Origin of the sequence: Klebsiella sp. MBT K-1 (assembly GCF_002556465.1) — a bacterium.
Taxonomy (GTDB): Bacteria; Pseudomonadota; Gammaproteobacteria; order Enterobacterales; family Enterobacteriaceae; genus Klebsiella; species Klebsiella grimontii.
The window spans coordinates 249262-262321 of record NZ_PDEL01000006.1; the positions used below are offsets into that span (position 1 = coordinate 249262).

Annotated in this window: 13 protein-coding genes; 8 read left to right on the forward strand and 5 right to left on the reverse strand. The window is 57.0% G+C overall.

The genetic code is table 11. The features are described 5' to 3' along the window. Positions 1-30 precede the first annotated feature (30 nt). From lolC to CMQ96_RS11050, 6 genes are read left to right on the forward strand one after another with little or no spacing between them, the layout of a single operon-like run. Positions 31-1230 (forward strand): lipoprotein-releasing ABC transporter permease subunit LolC, encoded by a 1200-nt coding sequence (gene lolC, locus CMQ96_RS11025; protein ID WP_004131430.1) that lies wholly within the window; start codon positions 31-33, stop codon positions 1228-1230. Continuing rightward, positions 1223-1924, forward strand: a complete 702-nt coding sequence (gene lolD / locus CMQ96_RS11030; protein WP_004138368.1) for a lipoprotein-releasing ABC transporter ATP-binding protein LolD — start codon at positions 1223-1225, stop codon at positions 1922-1924. Before lolC ends, lolD begins: the two co-directional genes overlap by 8 nt. Next, positions 1924-3168, forward strand: coding sequence for a lipoprotein-releasing ABC transporter permease subunit LolE (gene lolE, locus CMQ96_RS11035; RefSeq protein ID WP_024359532.1), 1245 nt, complete (start codon positions 1924-1926; stop codon positions 3166-3168). Before lolD ends, lolE begins: the two co-directional genes overlap by 1 nt. A 48-nt stretch (positions 3169-3216) precedes the next feature. Then, on the forward strand, positions 3217-4128 hold the full coding sequence (gene nagK, locus CMQ96_RS11040; protein ID WP_024359531.1) for an N-acetylglucosamine kinase: 912 nt from the start codon (positions 3217-3219) through the stop codon (positions 4126-4128). A 14-nt stretch (positions 4129-4142) separates the two neighbouring features. Beyond that, the gene (gene cobB / locus CMQ96_RS11045) at positions 4143-4988 is read left to right on the forward strand and encodes a Sir2 family NAD+-dependent deacetylase (RefSeq protein WP_098066801.1); all 846 of its coding nucleotides are present in this window, start codon (positions 4143-4145) and stop codon (positions 4986-4988) included. Between the two features lie 28 nt (positions 4989-5016). Then, positions 5017-5322, forward strand: a complete 306-nt coding sequence (locus CMQ96_RS11050; protein WP_004138364.1) for a hypothetical protein — start codon at positions 5017-5019, stop codon at positions 5320-5322. A gap of 346 nt (positions 5323-5668) precedes the next feature. Here the strand turns inward: CMQ96_RS11050 and potD are convergent, their stop codons facing one another. The 4 genes from potD to potA are packed head-to-tail and all read right to left on the reverse strand — an operon-like array spanning position 5669 to position 9471. Continuing rightward, on the reverse strand, positions 5669-6715 hold the full coding sequence (gene potD / locus CMQ96_RS11055; protein ID WP_024359528.1) for a spermidine/putrescine ABC transporter substrate-binding protein PotD: 1047 nt from the start codon (positions 6713-6715) through the stop codon (positions 5669-5671). Then, on the reverse strand, positions 6712-7497 hold the full coding sequence (potC, locus tag CMQ96_RS11060) for a spermidine/putrescine ABC transporter permease PotC (protein ID WP_004138360.1): 786 nt from the start codon (positions 7495-7497) through the stop codon (positions 6712-6714). The genes potD and potC overlap by 4 nt, the downstream gene beginning before the upstream one ends. Next, the gene (potB, locus tag CMQ96_RS11065) at positions 7494-8351 is read right to left on the reverse strand and encodes a spermidine/putrescine ABC transporter permease PotB (protein ID WP_004131456.1); all 858 of its coding nucleotides are present in this window, start codon (positions 8349-8351) and stop codon (positions 7494-7496) included. The genes potC and potB overlap by 4 nt, the downstream gene beginning before the upstream one ends. After that, entirely contained in the window at positions 8335-9471 is a 1137-nt protein-coding gene (potA, locus tag CMQ96_RS11070; RefSeq protein ID WP_004138358.1) for a spermidine/putrescine ABC transporter ATP-binding protein PotA, read from the reverse strand. Before potA ends, potB begins: the two co-directional genes overlap by 17 nt. Positions 9472-9728: 257 nt before the next feature. On the opposite strand from potA, the gene pepT reads away from it, so the two are divergent. Both pepT and CMQ96_RS11085 read left to right on the forward strand, forming a co-directional pair. Continuing rightward, the gene (gene pepT, locus CMQ96_RS11080) at positions 9729-10958 is read left to right on the forward strand and encodes a peptidase T (protein ID WP_098066802.1); all 1230 of its coding nucleotides are present in this window, start codon (positions 9729-9731) and stop codon (positions 10956-10958) included. A 164-nt stretch (positions 10959-11122) separates the two neighbouring features. Then, positions 11123-11614 (forward strand): hypothetical protein, encoded by a 492-nt coding sequence (locus CMQ96_RS11085; protein WP_098066803.1) that lies wholly within the window; start codon positions 11123-11125, stop codon positions 11612-11614. 244 nt (positions 11615-11858) lie between these two features. Here CMQ96_RS11085 and CMQ96_RS11090 read toward each other — a convergent pair whose 3' ends face one another. Next, entirely contained in the window at positions 11859-12980 is a 1122-nt protein-coding gene (locus CMQ96_RS11090) for a cupin domain-containing protein (RefSeq protein WP_004131462.1), read from the reverse strand. Positions 12981-13060: the final 80 nt, after the last annotated feature.

The following is a 13060-nucleotide window of genomic DNA, read 5'->3' on the forward strand; positions in this document are numbered from 1 at the left end:
GCATCGGCTATCAGCAATCAGATGGATGACATGTATCAACCTGCCGCACTCTTTATCGGCCTTCGCTATATGCGTGGGCGCGCAGCCGACCGCTTCGGTCGTTTCGTCTCCTGGCTCTCGACCATTGGCATTACGCTTGGCGTCATGGCGCTGGTTACCGTTCTGTCGGTGATGAACGGCTTTGAGCGCGAGCTGCAAAATAACATCCTGGGGCTGATGCCGCAGGCCATCCTTAGCGCCAAGCAGGGGTCCATAAACCCGCAACAGCTGCCGGAAAGCGCGGCCAGATTACAGGGCGTCACCCGCGTGGCGCCGCTGACCACCGGCGATGTGGTGCTGCAAAGCGCCCGCAGCGTGGCGGTTGGCGTAATGCTCGGCATCGACCCGGCGCAAAAAGATCCCCTGACGCCTTACCTGGTTAACGTCAAGCAGAGCGATCTGCAGGCCGGAAAGTATAACGTCATCCTGGGCGAGCAGCTGGCAGGGCAGTTGGGCGTCAATCGCGGCGACCAGATCCGCGTGATGGTGCCCTCCGCCAGCCAGTTCACCCCGATGGGGCGGGTTCCCAGCCAGCGTCTGTTTAACGTGATCGGCACCTTTGCCGCCAACAGCGAAGTCGATGGCTATCAGATGTTGACCAACATTGACGACGCTTCGCGCCTGATGCGCTATCCGCAGGGGAATATTACCGGCTGGCGGCTGTGGCTGAATCAGCCTTTACAGGTGGATACCCTCAGCCAGCAGACGCTACCGGAAGGGACCAAATGGCAGGACTGGCGCGAACGTAAAGGCGAGCTGTTCCAGGCCGTGCGGATGGAAAAAAATATGATGGGCCTGCTGTTGAGCCTGATCGTCGCCGTCGCCGCTTTTAACATCATTACCTCGCTAGGCATGATGGTCATGGAAAAGCAGGGCGAGGTGGCGATCCTCCAGACTCTCGGCCTGACGCCGCGGCAGATCATGCTGGTCTTTATGGTCCAGGGCGCGAGCGCCGGGATCGTCGGCGCGCTGCTTGGCGCCGGACTGGGCGCGCTGCTTGCCAGCCAGCTGAATAATTTGATGCCGATTATCGGCGCGTTCCTCGACGGCGCCGCGCTGCCGGTAGCCATTGAGCCGCTACAGGTGATCGTGATTGCCCTGGTGGCAATGGCGCTGGCATTACTCTCTACGTTGTATCCTTCATGGCGCGCTGCCGCCACTCAACCCGCTGAGGCTTTACGTTATGAATAAGATCCTGCTGCAATGCGACAACCTGTGCAAACGCTATCAGGAAGGCAGCGTGCAAACCGACGTGTTGCATGATGTCAGCTTCAGCATTGAAGAGGGCGAGATGATGGCGATTGTCGGCACCTCCGGTTCCGGCAAAAGTACGCTGCTGCATCTGCTTGGCGGGCTGGATACGCCGACCTCCGGCGACGTTATCTTTTCCGGTCAGTCGATGAGCCGACTCTCAGCCGCCGCGCGCGCCGATCTGCGCAACCGCGAGCTGGGCTTTATTTATCAGTTTCACCACCTGCTGCCGGATTTCACCGCGCTGGAAAACGTGGCGATGCCGCTGTTAATCGGTAAACAGAAGGCGGCGGATATTGAGCGTCAGGCGAAAGCGATGCTGCGCGCCGTCGGGCTTGAGCACCGCAGCGACCACCGCCCGTCGGAGCTCTCCGGCGGCGAGCGTCAGCGCGTAGCGATTGCCCGCGCGCTGGTCAATAAACCGCGGCTGGTGCTGGCGGATGAACCTACCGGTAACCTTGATGCCCGCAACGCCGACAGCATTTTTCAGCTGCTTGGCGAACTGAACGTGGCGCAGCGCACCGCCTTTCTGGTGGTGACCCACGACCTGCAGCTGGCAAAACGGATGAGCCGCCAGCTGGAGATGCGCGACGGGCGCCTGACCGCCGAACTCTCCCTGATGGGGGCTGAGTAATGGCTTCTCCGTTATCATTATTGATTGCCCTGCGCTTTAGCCGCGGACGGCGGCGCGGAGGGATGGTTTCGCTGATTTCAGTTATCTCGACCATCGGCATTGCGCTAGGCGTGGCGGTGCTGATCGTTGGCCTGAGCGCCATGAACGGCTTCGAGCGCGAGCTCAACAACCGCATTCTGGCGGTGGTGCCGCACGGTGAAATTGAGCCGGTGAACCAGCCGTGGAACAACTGGAACGAAGCGCTGGCGAAGGTTGAAAAGGTCAAAGGCATCGTTGCCGCGGCGCCTTACATTAACTTCACCGGGCTGGTGGAGAGCGGCAGCAACATGCGCGCCATCCAGGTAAAGGGCGTCGATCCGCAGCAGGAGAGCCGCCTCAGTTCGCTACCCAACTTTGTGCAGAACAACGCGTGGGCCAGCTTTAAAGCAGGAGAGCAGCAGGTGATCCTCGGTAAAGGCGTCGCCGATGCGCTGCACGTTAAGCAGGGCGACTGGGTGTCAATCATGATCCCCAACTCGGATGCCGACCACCAGCTGCTGCAGCCAAAGCGCGTCAGGCTCCACGTTACCGGTATTTTGCAGCTCAGCGGCCAGCTCGATCATAGTTTTGCCATGATCCCCATGCAGGATGCGCAGCAGTACCTTGAAATGGGCAGCAGCGTGACCGGTATCGCCATTAAAGTCACCGATGTGTTCCACGCGAACACCCTGGTGCGCGATGCCGGCGAAGTGACCAACAGCTACGTATACATTAAGAGTTGGATAGGCACCTATGGCTATATGTACCGCGACATCCAGATGATCCGCGCCATTATGTACCTCGCGATGGTGCTGGTGATCGGCGTGGCCTGCTTTAACATCGTCTCGACCCTGGTGATGGCGGTGAAGGATAAAAGCGGCGATATTGCGGTGCTGCGCACGCTTGGCGCAAAAGACGGGCTGATCCGCGCGATTTTCGTATGGTATGGTTTACTTGCCGGTTCGGTAGGGAGCCTGATTGGGGTGGCGATTGGCGTTATCTGCGCCTTCAAGCTGACCGCAATCATTAACGGTATTGAGAACCTGATCGGGCATAAATTCCTCTCCGGCGACATCTATTTTATTGACTTCCTGCCGTCTGAACTGCACTGGCTGGACGTCGTTTACGTGCTGGTGACGGCACTGTTGCTGAGTTTGCTGGCCAGCTGGTATCCCGCCCGCCGCGCCAGCCGCATTGACCCGGCGAGGGTGCTGAGTGGCCAGTAATTTATCGTCATGGTCGGCTTTGCTGACCAGTAAAGAGGAATTGCTGAAATGTACTATGGATTTGACATTGGCGGCAGCAAGATAGCGCTGGGCATATTTGATAAAGCGCGGCGGCTGCAGTGGGAAAAACGCGTCGCCACGCCGAAAGAGAGCTACGAAGCATTTTTGCAGGCGGTAGAAGCGCTGGTACAGGAAGCTGACCAGCGCTTTGGCTGCCAGGGCTCGGTGGGCATTGGTATTCCGGGAATGCCGGAAACTGAAGACGGCACGCTGTACGCCGCCAACGTGCCCGCCGCCAGCGGCAGGCGCCTGCGGGCCGATCTGAGCGAGCGTCTGGGGCGCGACGTGCGCCTTGATAACGACGCCAACTGTTTTGCCCTCTCCGAAGCGTGGGACGATGAATTTACGCAATATCCGCTGGTGATGGGGCTGATCCTCGGCACCGGGGTTGGCGGCGGTCTGGTGCTTAACGGTAAATCGATTACCGGGCATCGCTATATTACCGGCGAATTCGGCCATATCCGCCTGCCGGTGGATGCGCTGGAAGTGGTAGGGCGTGATTTTCCTCTGACCCGCTGCGGCTGCGGTCAGCTGGGCTGTATTGAAAACTATCTTTCCGGGCGCGGTTTCGCCTGGTTATACCAACACTTTTATCAACAATCCTTAACCTCACCCGAGATCGTCGCGCTCTGGCAACAGGGAGACGCGAAGGCGCGCGAGCACGTTGAGCGCTATCTCGATCTGCTGGCGGTGTGTCTGGGCAATATTTTAACCATTGTCGACCCCGATCTGCTGGTGCTTGGCGGAGGATTGTCTAACTTTACTGCAATAACCGAAGGGCTGGCGCAGCGCCTGCCGCGACATCTGCTTCCCGTTGCCAGCGTGCCGCGTATTGAGCGCGCGCGTCATGGCGATGCCGGAGGTATGCGCGGTGCGGCCTTCCTTCATCTGACTCAATAACGACAGAGGTAGCTATGCAGTCGCGCCGCTTACACCGATTAAGCCGATTTCGCCGCAACAAGCGCCGGTTACGAGACCGTTTGCGCCAGCGGATTTTCTTCGGCGAAGATAAGGAGACACCTGAAACGATGGAAAAACCAAGAGTCGTGGTGCTAACCGGCGCGGGCATCTCGGCGGAATCGGGAATTAAAACCTTCCGCGCCGCAGATGGTCTGTGGGAAGAGCATCAGGTGGAAGACGTGGCGACGCCGGAAGGTTTCGCCCGCGACCCGGCGCTGGTACAGGCGTTTTACAACGACCGCCGCCGCCAGCTGCAAAGCCCTGACATTGCGCCCAATGCGGCGCATCAGGCGCTGGCGCGGCTGGAAGAGGCGCTGGGCGACCATTTCCTGCTGGTGACCCAGAATATCGATAATCTACACGAACGCGCGGGTAACCGGCGGATAATACACATGCACGGCGAACTGCTGAAGGTGCGTTGCTCGTGGAGTGGGCAGGTGCTGGAGTGGACCGGCGATGTGACCACGGAGGATAAATGCCACTGCTGCCAGTTTCCCGCGCCGCTGCGCCCGCACGTGGTGTGGTTCGGCGAGATGCCGCTGGATATGGATGAAATCTACCTGGCGCTGGCCGAGTGCGATATCTTTATCGCCATCGGCACTTCCGGGCACGTTTATCCGGCGGCCGGCTTTGTCCACGAAGCGCGGCTGCAGGGCGCCCATACGGTTGAGCTAAACCTCGAACCAAGCCAGGTGGGCAGCGAATTTGCTGAAAAGCACTATGGCCTGGCAAGCGAAGAAGTACCGAGGTTTGTGGAAAAATTGCTGCATGAGGTCGCCAGGTCGACGCCACGTCTTTGATAAATCGCAATGGAAAACAGGAGCGGCTATGGATAGCCCGTTAGTGATATCTTTCATTATTTTTATTGCCGCAGTTGGGGTTGGGCTGTGGAGTCAGTATTGCCTGCCCCGTCTTTCCGATAGCCGAAATATCCTGTTTATTATTTGTTTTTTTCTCGGTATCGGATCCGCCGCTTCATGTTTGTTTCATCTGCTCTATCTGCTGTTGGTCGGCCAGAGCGCACAGGGCGATATCGCCGCGTTCGGTACGCTTATTACGATAGCAGCGCTCTGGAAGCCGCTGAACTATGTCACCGACGCCGCAAATAAACGTAAGGGAAAGCGCAAAGAGTAGGCCTCTGACGGGTCGTAAAAAAGCCGCCGCCGTAATTCACTCTCACCCAGGCTGGGGAAAGCCTGGTGACAGATTGAAAAACAGAACAACAGGATAACTAACCCTTGTAACACATCTTAGAGCCTATCCCATCAGGACTCTTTCACTGGCCATTTTGGACCTGGGCAGTGCTTGACACAATACGGAAGTATTTTGAACGCCCTTCAGGGCGGCCCGGAGGGCGAGCGTAGCGAGACAATCCTCACGTGCTGCGTGTACGTCCGGCTTCTGTGCGTTATTCGTGCGCCAATAACGCCTACCGGGATAAGCGCATACTGCCGGGCCGAAGCCCGGCAGTATGGCGAAATTAACGACCCGCTTTCAGTTTCTGATAATACTCTTCATACAGGGTGCTGGCGCTGCCGACATCGTTCTGCCATTCGCCTTTCTGAATCGTCGCGGCGTCCGGGTAGAGCGATTTATCATTGGCGACTTCCGGGCTCAGCATCTTACGCGCGGCCAGGTTTGGCGTCGGGTAGCCGATGGTTTCCGCTACCTGTTTGGCGATTTCCGGGCGCAGCAGGAAGTTGATCAGCTTCAGCGCGCCGTCGACGTTTTTGGCGTTTGCCGGAATCGACAGGCTATCCATCCAGAAGATGCCGCCTTCTTTCGGCCACACCACTTCCAGCGGCGTACCGGCCTGACGCGCGACCCACGCGGAGCCGTTCCATACCATGCCGAGGTTTACTTCGCCTTCCATATACGGGTTCGCCGGGTTATCCGAGTTGAACGCCGCCACGTTCGGCATTAGCTTTTTCAGCTCGTTATAGGCCGCCTCGATCTCTTTGGGATCGGTAGTATTGCCGGAGTAACCCAGCTTACGCAGCGCTACCTGGAACACTTCGCGCGCGTCGTCGGTGAGCAGCAGGCTGCTCTTATACTCTGGCTTCCACAGATCCGCCCAGCTGGTGACGGTTTTGGGATCGATCTCGTCGCTGTTGATGCCAATGGCCGTCGCGCCCCAGATGTACGGAATCGAGTAGTCGTTGTTCGGGTCGAAGGGTTTGTTGAGCATTTCAGGGTCAAGATTGCCGAAGTTGCTCAGCTTGCTCTTATCGATCTTCTGCAGCATGCCCTCTTTGCGCATTTTGTCGACGAAGTAGGTGGACGGCACCACCAGGTCGTAGGCGCCGTCTTTATAGGTTTTGAGCTTGGCGTACATGGTTTCATTCGATTCGTAGGTCGAATAGATAACCTTGATGCCGGTCTCTTTGGTGAACTGCTCCAGCAGTCCCGGCGGGACATACTCGGTCCAGTTGTAGAAATAGAGCGTTTTGCTATCGTCCGCATGCGCGGCGCTCATCCCGACTGCCAGAGCGCCCGCAGCGAGCAGGTGGCGTGACCATTTTTTCATTTTAACGTCCCCTGAGTTTTATCACGTGCAATTAACTGGCTGGCAATAACCATCACCAGCGACAGAACCAACAGAATGGTCGCCAGCGCGTTAACCTCTGGCGATACCCCCACTTTAACCATCGAATAAATCTTCAGCGGCAGGATCTCATAGCCCGGCCCGGTGACGAATGAAGAAACCACCACATCATCCATCGACAGGGTAAAGCTCAGCAGCCACCCCGCGGCCACCGCGGGCAGCGCCAGCGGTAAAATGATTTTTCGCAGAATGGTCAGTTCGCTGGCGCCGAGATCTTTTGCGGCTTCCAGCATGCGTACATCGAAGCCTTTCAGGCGCGAAAACACCGTGACCACCACGAAGGGGAGGCAGAAAGTGATATGCGAAAACAGCAGCGACCAGAATCCCAGCTGAATGCCGATCAGCATAAATAGTACCAGCAGCGAAATCGCCATCACGATATCCGGCGACATCATCACCACGAACAGCATCCCGCTGACGAACGGCTTGCCGCGAAAGCGATAGCGGTAGAGCGCTACGGCGGTCAGCGAGCCGATAAGGGTGGCGAAGGTGGCCGACAGCACCGCCATGGTCAGCGAGTGCTGCGCCGCCTGCAGCAGGCTGTCGTTATTCATCAGCAGGCTATACCAGTTGGTGGTGAAACCCTGCCAGTTGATGCCAAAGCGCGAACTGTTAAACGAATTCACGATCAGAATAATAATGGGGATGTAGAGATACGCGTAAATGGCGGTCATAAAGCCGCCGCGCAGCAGTCGACCAATCATTCCAGCTCCACCTTTTTATTCAGTAAGCGCGCCGCGCGCCAGTAAATCAGCAGCATCAGGCCCATCACCAGCGTCAGCGTGATGCTGGTCGCCGCGCCGAACGGCCAGTCGCGAATGTTGAGGAACTGGCTCTTAATCACGTTGCCGATCAGCAGGTTCTTCGCGCCGCCCATCAGGTCGGAAACGTAGAACAGCCCCATCGCCGGAAGCATCACCAGCAGGCAGCCGGCGATAATGCCCGGCATAGTCAGCGGAATGATGATGCGGATAAAGGTTTGCAGCTTACTGGCGCCAAGATCTCTCGCCGCTTCCAGCAGCGGGCGGTCGAGCTTCTCGATGCTGGAGTAGAGCGGCATCACCATAAACGGCAGCAGAATATAGACCAGGCCGATAATGACCGCCGAGGGGGTGTACATGATGCGCAGCGGCGTATCGATGACCCCCAGCCACAGCAAAAATTCGTTGAGGTAGCCCTTGGTGCTGAGGAAAATCTTCAGCCCGTAGATACGAATCAGCGAATTGGTCCAGAACGGCACGATCAGCAGAAACAGCATCAGCGGGCGCACTTTCTCCGGCAGCCTTGCCAGGAACCAGGCGAAAGGGTAGCCGAGCGCCAGGCAGGCCAGCGTCGCCAGCAGCGCCATATTCAACGAATGCAACAGCACGTCGTAGTAGAGCGGGTCGAGCAGGCGCGCGTAGTTATCCAGCGTAAAGACCAGCTTAACGAAGTTGGTATCGTCGCGGGTCAGGAAGCTGGTAGCGATGATCATCAGGTTGGGCAAAAAGACGAACAGCACAAGCCAGCCCACGATGGTGGCGATCACCACATTCTGGAATTTACTTGTGTTCTTCATCGGCCAGCACAACCTCCCAGCTTTCTACCCAGTTAATGGCCATTTTCTGGTCGAGAGAGTGGTCAAAATCAGGATCGTCTTCATTAAAGAATTCGCTGACCATGACCATTTTGCCGTTTTCCAGTTCAACCACCGATTCCAGCGTCATGCCTTTATAGTTGCGTTCGCGGATATAGCCTATCAAGCCATCGGCATCGTTACTGTGGTGGATCTCATCCACGCGCAGATCTTCCGGACGCAGCAGAACGTTAAGCCGCTGGCCTTTTTCAACGGCGAAGCTGACGTAAATATTGCATTCGCGGCCTTCGACGCTGGCGCGCACCCGCTGCTCGTCGATCCGCTCGATGACTGTGGCATCGAAGATGTTGATTTCGCCGATAAAGCTGGCGACAAACAGGTTTTTTGGCTCTTCGTAGATCTCGCGCGGCGTGCCGTCCTGCTCAATTTTACCCTCGCGCATGACCACGATGCGGTCGGACATGGTCAGCGCCTCCTCCTGATCGTGGGTCACGAAGACGAAGGTGATACCGAGCTTACGCTGAAGCGCCTTCAGCTCATTCTGCATCTGCTTGCGCAGTTTATAATCAAGTGCGGAGAGAGATTCATCAAGCAGCAGCAGGCGCGGTTTGTTGACTACCGCGCGGGCGATGGCGACGCGCTGCTGCTGGCCGCCGGAGAGCTGATGCGGTTTACGCTGGGCAAACGCGTCAAGCTGCACCATACGCAGGGCGTCGTGGACGCGGGGGGTAATTTCCGCGGCCGGGGTTTTCTGCATACGCAGGCCAAAGGCGACGTTTTCAAACACCGTCATGTGCGGAAACAGCGCATAGCTTTGAAAGACGGTGTTAACGTGGCGGTTTTCCGCCGGGATATGGGTGATATCGTGATCTTCGAGATGGATTCGGCCGCTATCGACGCTTTCCAGGCCGGCGATAAGACGAAGAACGGTTGTTTTACCGCAGCCGGAGGGGCCAAGCAGGGTGAGAAACTCACCGTTGTTGATGGTCAGATTGAGGTCGGATATTACCGTTTTACCATCAAAGCTTTTGCGAATTCCCGCCAGCTGAACCAGCGGAGAACGCGAACGCGGTTGTGTATTCAATTTTTGACTCTGTCCCATGTAGGCGCAGCGGAAAGCTTACCGATGCGGGGTTTGTGGTTAACCACCTTTGGTTTGACACATAAAATAATAAGGCCGAGCATTCTACGGCAAACGATTGTAATCGCCAATGATTGATGCGCTATGATGAGCTACCTTTACAACATTATCGTGCGAAATGGATTAAATTCTCATTTGCCGGGCTAAAAATGACCTGACGCAATATTTGTCTTTTCCGGCTTATCAATAATGTTGTCACAAAAGAAGAGGGTGGCTACATGGATAAATTGCTTGAGCGTTTTTTGCAGTACGTTTCTTTAGACACGCAGTCGAAGCCTGGCGTGCGTCAGGTACCGAGCACGGAAGGTCAGTGGAAGCTGTTACGTCTGCTTCAGGCGCAGCTGCAAGAAATGGGACTGGTGAACGTGACGCTGAGTGAGAAAGGGACGGTCATGGGCACCCTGGCGGCTAACGTTGAGGGTGATATTCCGGCCGTTGGTTTTATTTCCCATGTCGATACGTCGCCTGACTTCAGCGGTAAGAATGTTAATCCGCAGATCGTCGAAAACTACCGCGGCGGTGATATCGCTCTCGGTATTGGCGACGAGGTTCTCTCCCCGGTGATGTTCCCGGTACTGCACCAGCTGCTCGGGCAGACGCTGATTACCACCGATGGCAAAACGCTGCTCGGCGCGGATGACAAAGCGGGCATCGCGGAGATCATGACCGCGCTGGCGACGCTAAAAGCGAAGAATATTCCCCACGGCGATATCCGCGTCGCCTTTACGCCGGATGAAGAGGTGGGTAAAGGGGCGAAGCATTTTGATGTCGCGGCATTCGATGCGCGCTGGGCTTACACCGTCGACGGCGGCGGCGTGGGTGAACTGGAGTTCGAGAACTTTAACGCCGCCTCGGTGACGATTAAGATCGTGGGTAATAACGTTCATCCCGGCACGGCGAAAGGGGTGATGGTGAACGCCCTATCGCTGGCGGCGCGCATTCATGCCGAGGTGCCAGCGGACGAAGCGCCCGAGACCACCGAAGGCTACGAAGGTTTCTACCATCTGGCCAGCATCAAAGGCACCGTCGATCGGGCAGATATGCACTACATCATCCGCGATTTTGACCGGAAGCAGTTTGAGGCCCGCAAGCGCAAGATGATGGAGATCGCCAAAAAGGTCGGCAAGGGGCTTCATCCGGATTGCTATATCGAGCTGGTCATTGAGGACAGCTATTACAATATGCATGAGAAGGTGATGGCGCACCCGCACGTGGTCGATATCGCCCGCCAGGCGATGGTGGATTGCGATATTGAACCGCAGTTAAAGCCGATTCGCGGCGGTACCGACGGCGCGCAGCTCTCGTTTATGGGCCTGCCGTGCCCGAACCTGTTTACCGGCGGCTATAACTACCACGGGAAGCATGAGTTTGTGACGCTTGAAGGCATGGAGAAGGCGGTGCAGGTGATTGTACGCATTGCCGAGCTGACGGCGAAACGCGGCGCATAAAGGTTCTATAAGCTACGGCCCGGTGAGGTGGTGAAACTGACGGTGCGGTAGGCAAATGTAGAATGCCATCCCATAGGCCCGGTGAGGCGCCAGCCGCCACCGGGCGAAATAGTCGGGGTTGTGTTCTAAAAGGTCCGTATTAGGCGAAGAGGAGGGAGCCTCTGATGTCGAATTATCGCCGCAGCGTTATTCCCGGCGGCACCTGGTTCTTCACTGTTAATCTACAAAATAGACAAAGCGATCTTCTTATTCGTCATATTGAGCGACTCCGCGCTGCGACGATCTTCACTAAACGCAAAAAGCCTTTTCTGATTCAGGCGTGGGTTATTTTACCCGAACAGATGCACTGTATCTGGACGTTGCCGGAGGGGGATAGCGATTATTCGGGACGCTGGCGGGATATTAAAAAAACGTTCTCCCGCGATTTGGCGATACGCCAGGTCTGGCAGCCGCGTTTTTGGGAACATGCGATCCGTAACGAAGATGATTATCGTCGGCATGTGGATTACGTTTATATTAACCCGGTGAAACATGGCTACGTGAAGAACGTTATTGACTGGCCGTATTCAACGTTTCACCGCGATGTTCGCGCGGGGTTGTATCCCCCGGATTGGGCTGGGAATGTTGCCGATTTTGACGCCGGCGAGCGTAGATAAAACGCCGGGTGGCGGCTGGCGCCTTACCCGGCCTACCGACCCGGTCATCTATCCCACCAGTTCGTTAAATCATCAGCCGCCACCGGGCGAAACAGACGGCGCGGAAGGTTAATCCACGGCACAACCCCGTAGGCCCGGTAAGGCGTCAGCCGCCACCGGGCGAAACAGACGGCGCGGAAGGTTAATCCACGGCACACCCCGTAGGCCCGGTAAGGCGCCAGCCGCCACCGGGCAAACAGATGGCTCAGTCCTCAAAGAACCAGTAGCCGCTGTTGACTAGCGCGGCCAGCAGGGCGAGGAAGGAGGGATCTTCCAGCGCATCGCCGAGATGCTCTGCGTTTAGCGTCAGATGAGTCGCCAGGGCATCCAGCGCCGGCCGGTGCGGTGAGTTGATTTTCTCGCCGTTGACGAATACCTCGCCATCAATCCGCAGCACGCGCAGACCGCCGAGCCGCGACAGCTTGTCCCCCTGCTGCAGCGCATCGTAAATTTCATCCGGCTGATACGGCGGCTCCGGCGGCGCGACATCCAGTTCGTGGCGGGACTGGGTGATAAACTCGCCAAACCACTGCTTAAAGTGCTCCGGCTGGTTAATCAGCCCCAGCATCATCTCGCGCAGACGATCCAGTTCAACCGGCAAAATGTCGGCAGGATGGTCGCGAGACGGTACGTCCGGATCGGCGTAGCGCTGGCTGCCCAGTTCGCGCTGCAAAACGTAATCGGCAAAGCCGCTGAACAGCTCACGGGCATTTGGCGCGCGATAGCCGACCGAATAGTTAAGCGAATTTTCCAGCGAGTAGCCTTCATGCGGGAATCCCGGCGGAATATACAGAATATCGCCCGGCTCCATCTCTTCATCAATAATGGCTTCAAACGGATCGACCTGCAGCAGGTCCGGATGCGGACAGTGCTGTTTCATCGGCACTTTTTCGCCCACGCGCCAGCGGCGGCGGCCGGTCCCCTGAATGATGAACACATCGTACTGGTCGAGATGCGGACCGACGCCGCCGCCCGGGACGGAAAACGAGATCATCAGATCGTCGATGCGCCAGTCGGGCAGAGCGCGGAACGGATGCATCAGCGCCGCCGTTGGCTGGTGCCAGTTATTAACCGCCTGTACCAGCAGCGACCAGTTATTCTCGCTCAGGTGATCGTAGCTCTCGAAGGGGCCGTGGCTAACCTGCCATTTACCGTCCTGATGACTGACCAGGCGGCTATCGACTTCGCTCTCCATCGCCAGTCCGGCCAGCTCGTCCGGGCTTAACGGATCGACGAAATTAGCAAAGCCCCGTTTTAGCACTACAGGGCGTTTTTGCCAGTAGCGTTCGATAAAGTCGGGCCAGTTAAGCGTTAATTGATAATCCATATTTATATTCCACAGCAGGTGTCTGATAGGGATTATAACGGATGCGGCACCAGCATGATGCAGGCGCCGTTAAAAAACCG

Bases quoted from the DNA above. Each gene is read 5' to 3' on its own strand.
- lolC (WP_004131430.1), top strand. From the start codon at position 31: ATGTATCAACCTGCCGCACTCTTTATCGGCCTTCGCTATATGCGTGGG.
- lolD (WP_004138368.1), top strand. From the start codon at position 1,223: ATGAATAAGATCCTGCTGCAATGCGACAACCTGTGCAAACGCTATCAG.
- lolE (WP_024359532.1), top strand. From the start codon at position 1,924: ATGGCTTCTCCGTTATCATTATTGATTGCCCTGCGCTTTAGCCGCGGA.
- nagK (WP_024359531.1), top strand. From the start codon at position 3,217: ATGTACTATGGATTTGACATTGGCGGCAGCAAGATAGCGCTGGGCATA.
- cobB (WP_098066801.1), top strand. From the start codon at position 4,143: ATGCAGTCGCGCCGCTTACACCGATTAAGCCGATTTCGCCGCAACAAG.
- CMQ96_RS11050 (WP_004138364.1), top strand. From the start codon at position 5,017: ATGGATAGCCCGTTAGTGATATCTTTCATTATTTTTATTGCCGCAGTT.
- potD (WP_024359528.1), bottom strand. From the start codon at position 6,715: ATGAAAAAATGGTCACGCCACCTGCTCGCTGCGGGCGCTCTGGCAGTC.
- potC (WP_004138360.1), bottom strand. From the start codon at position 7,497: ATGATTGGTCGACTGCTGCGCGGCGGCTTTATGACCGCCATTTACGCG.
- potB (WP_004131456.1), bottom strand. From the start codon at position 8,351: ATGAAGAACACAAGTAAATTCCAGAATGTGGTGATCGCCACCATCGTG.
- potA (WP_004138358.1), bottom strand. From the start codon at position 9,471: ATGGGACAGAGTCAAAAATTGAATACACAACCGCGTTCGCGTTCTCCG.
- pepT (WP_098066802.1), top strand. From the start codon at position 9,729: ATGGATAAATTGCTTGAGCGTTTTTTGCAGTACGTTTCTTTAGACACG.
- CMQ96_RS11085 (WP_098066803.1), top strand. From the start codon at position 11,123: ATGTCGAATTATCGCCGCAGCGTTATTCCCGGCGGCACCTGGTTCTTC.
- CMQ96_RS11090 (WP_004131462.1), bottom strand. From the start codon at position 12,980: ATGGATTATCAATTAACGCTTAACTGGCCCGACTTTATCGAACGCTAC.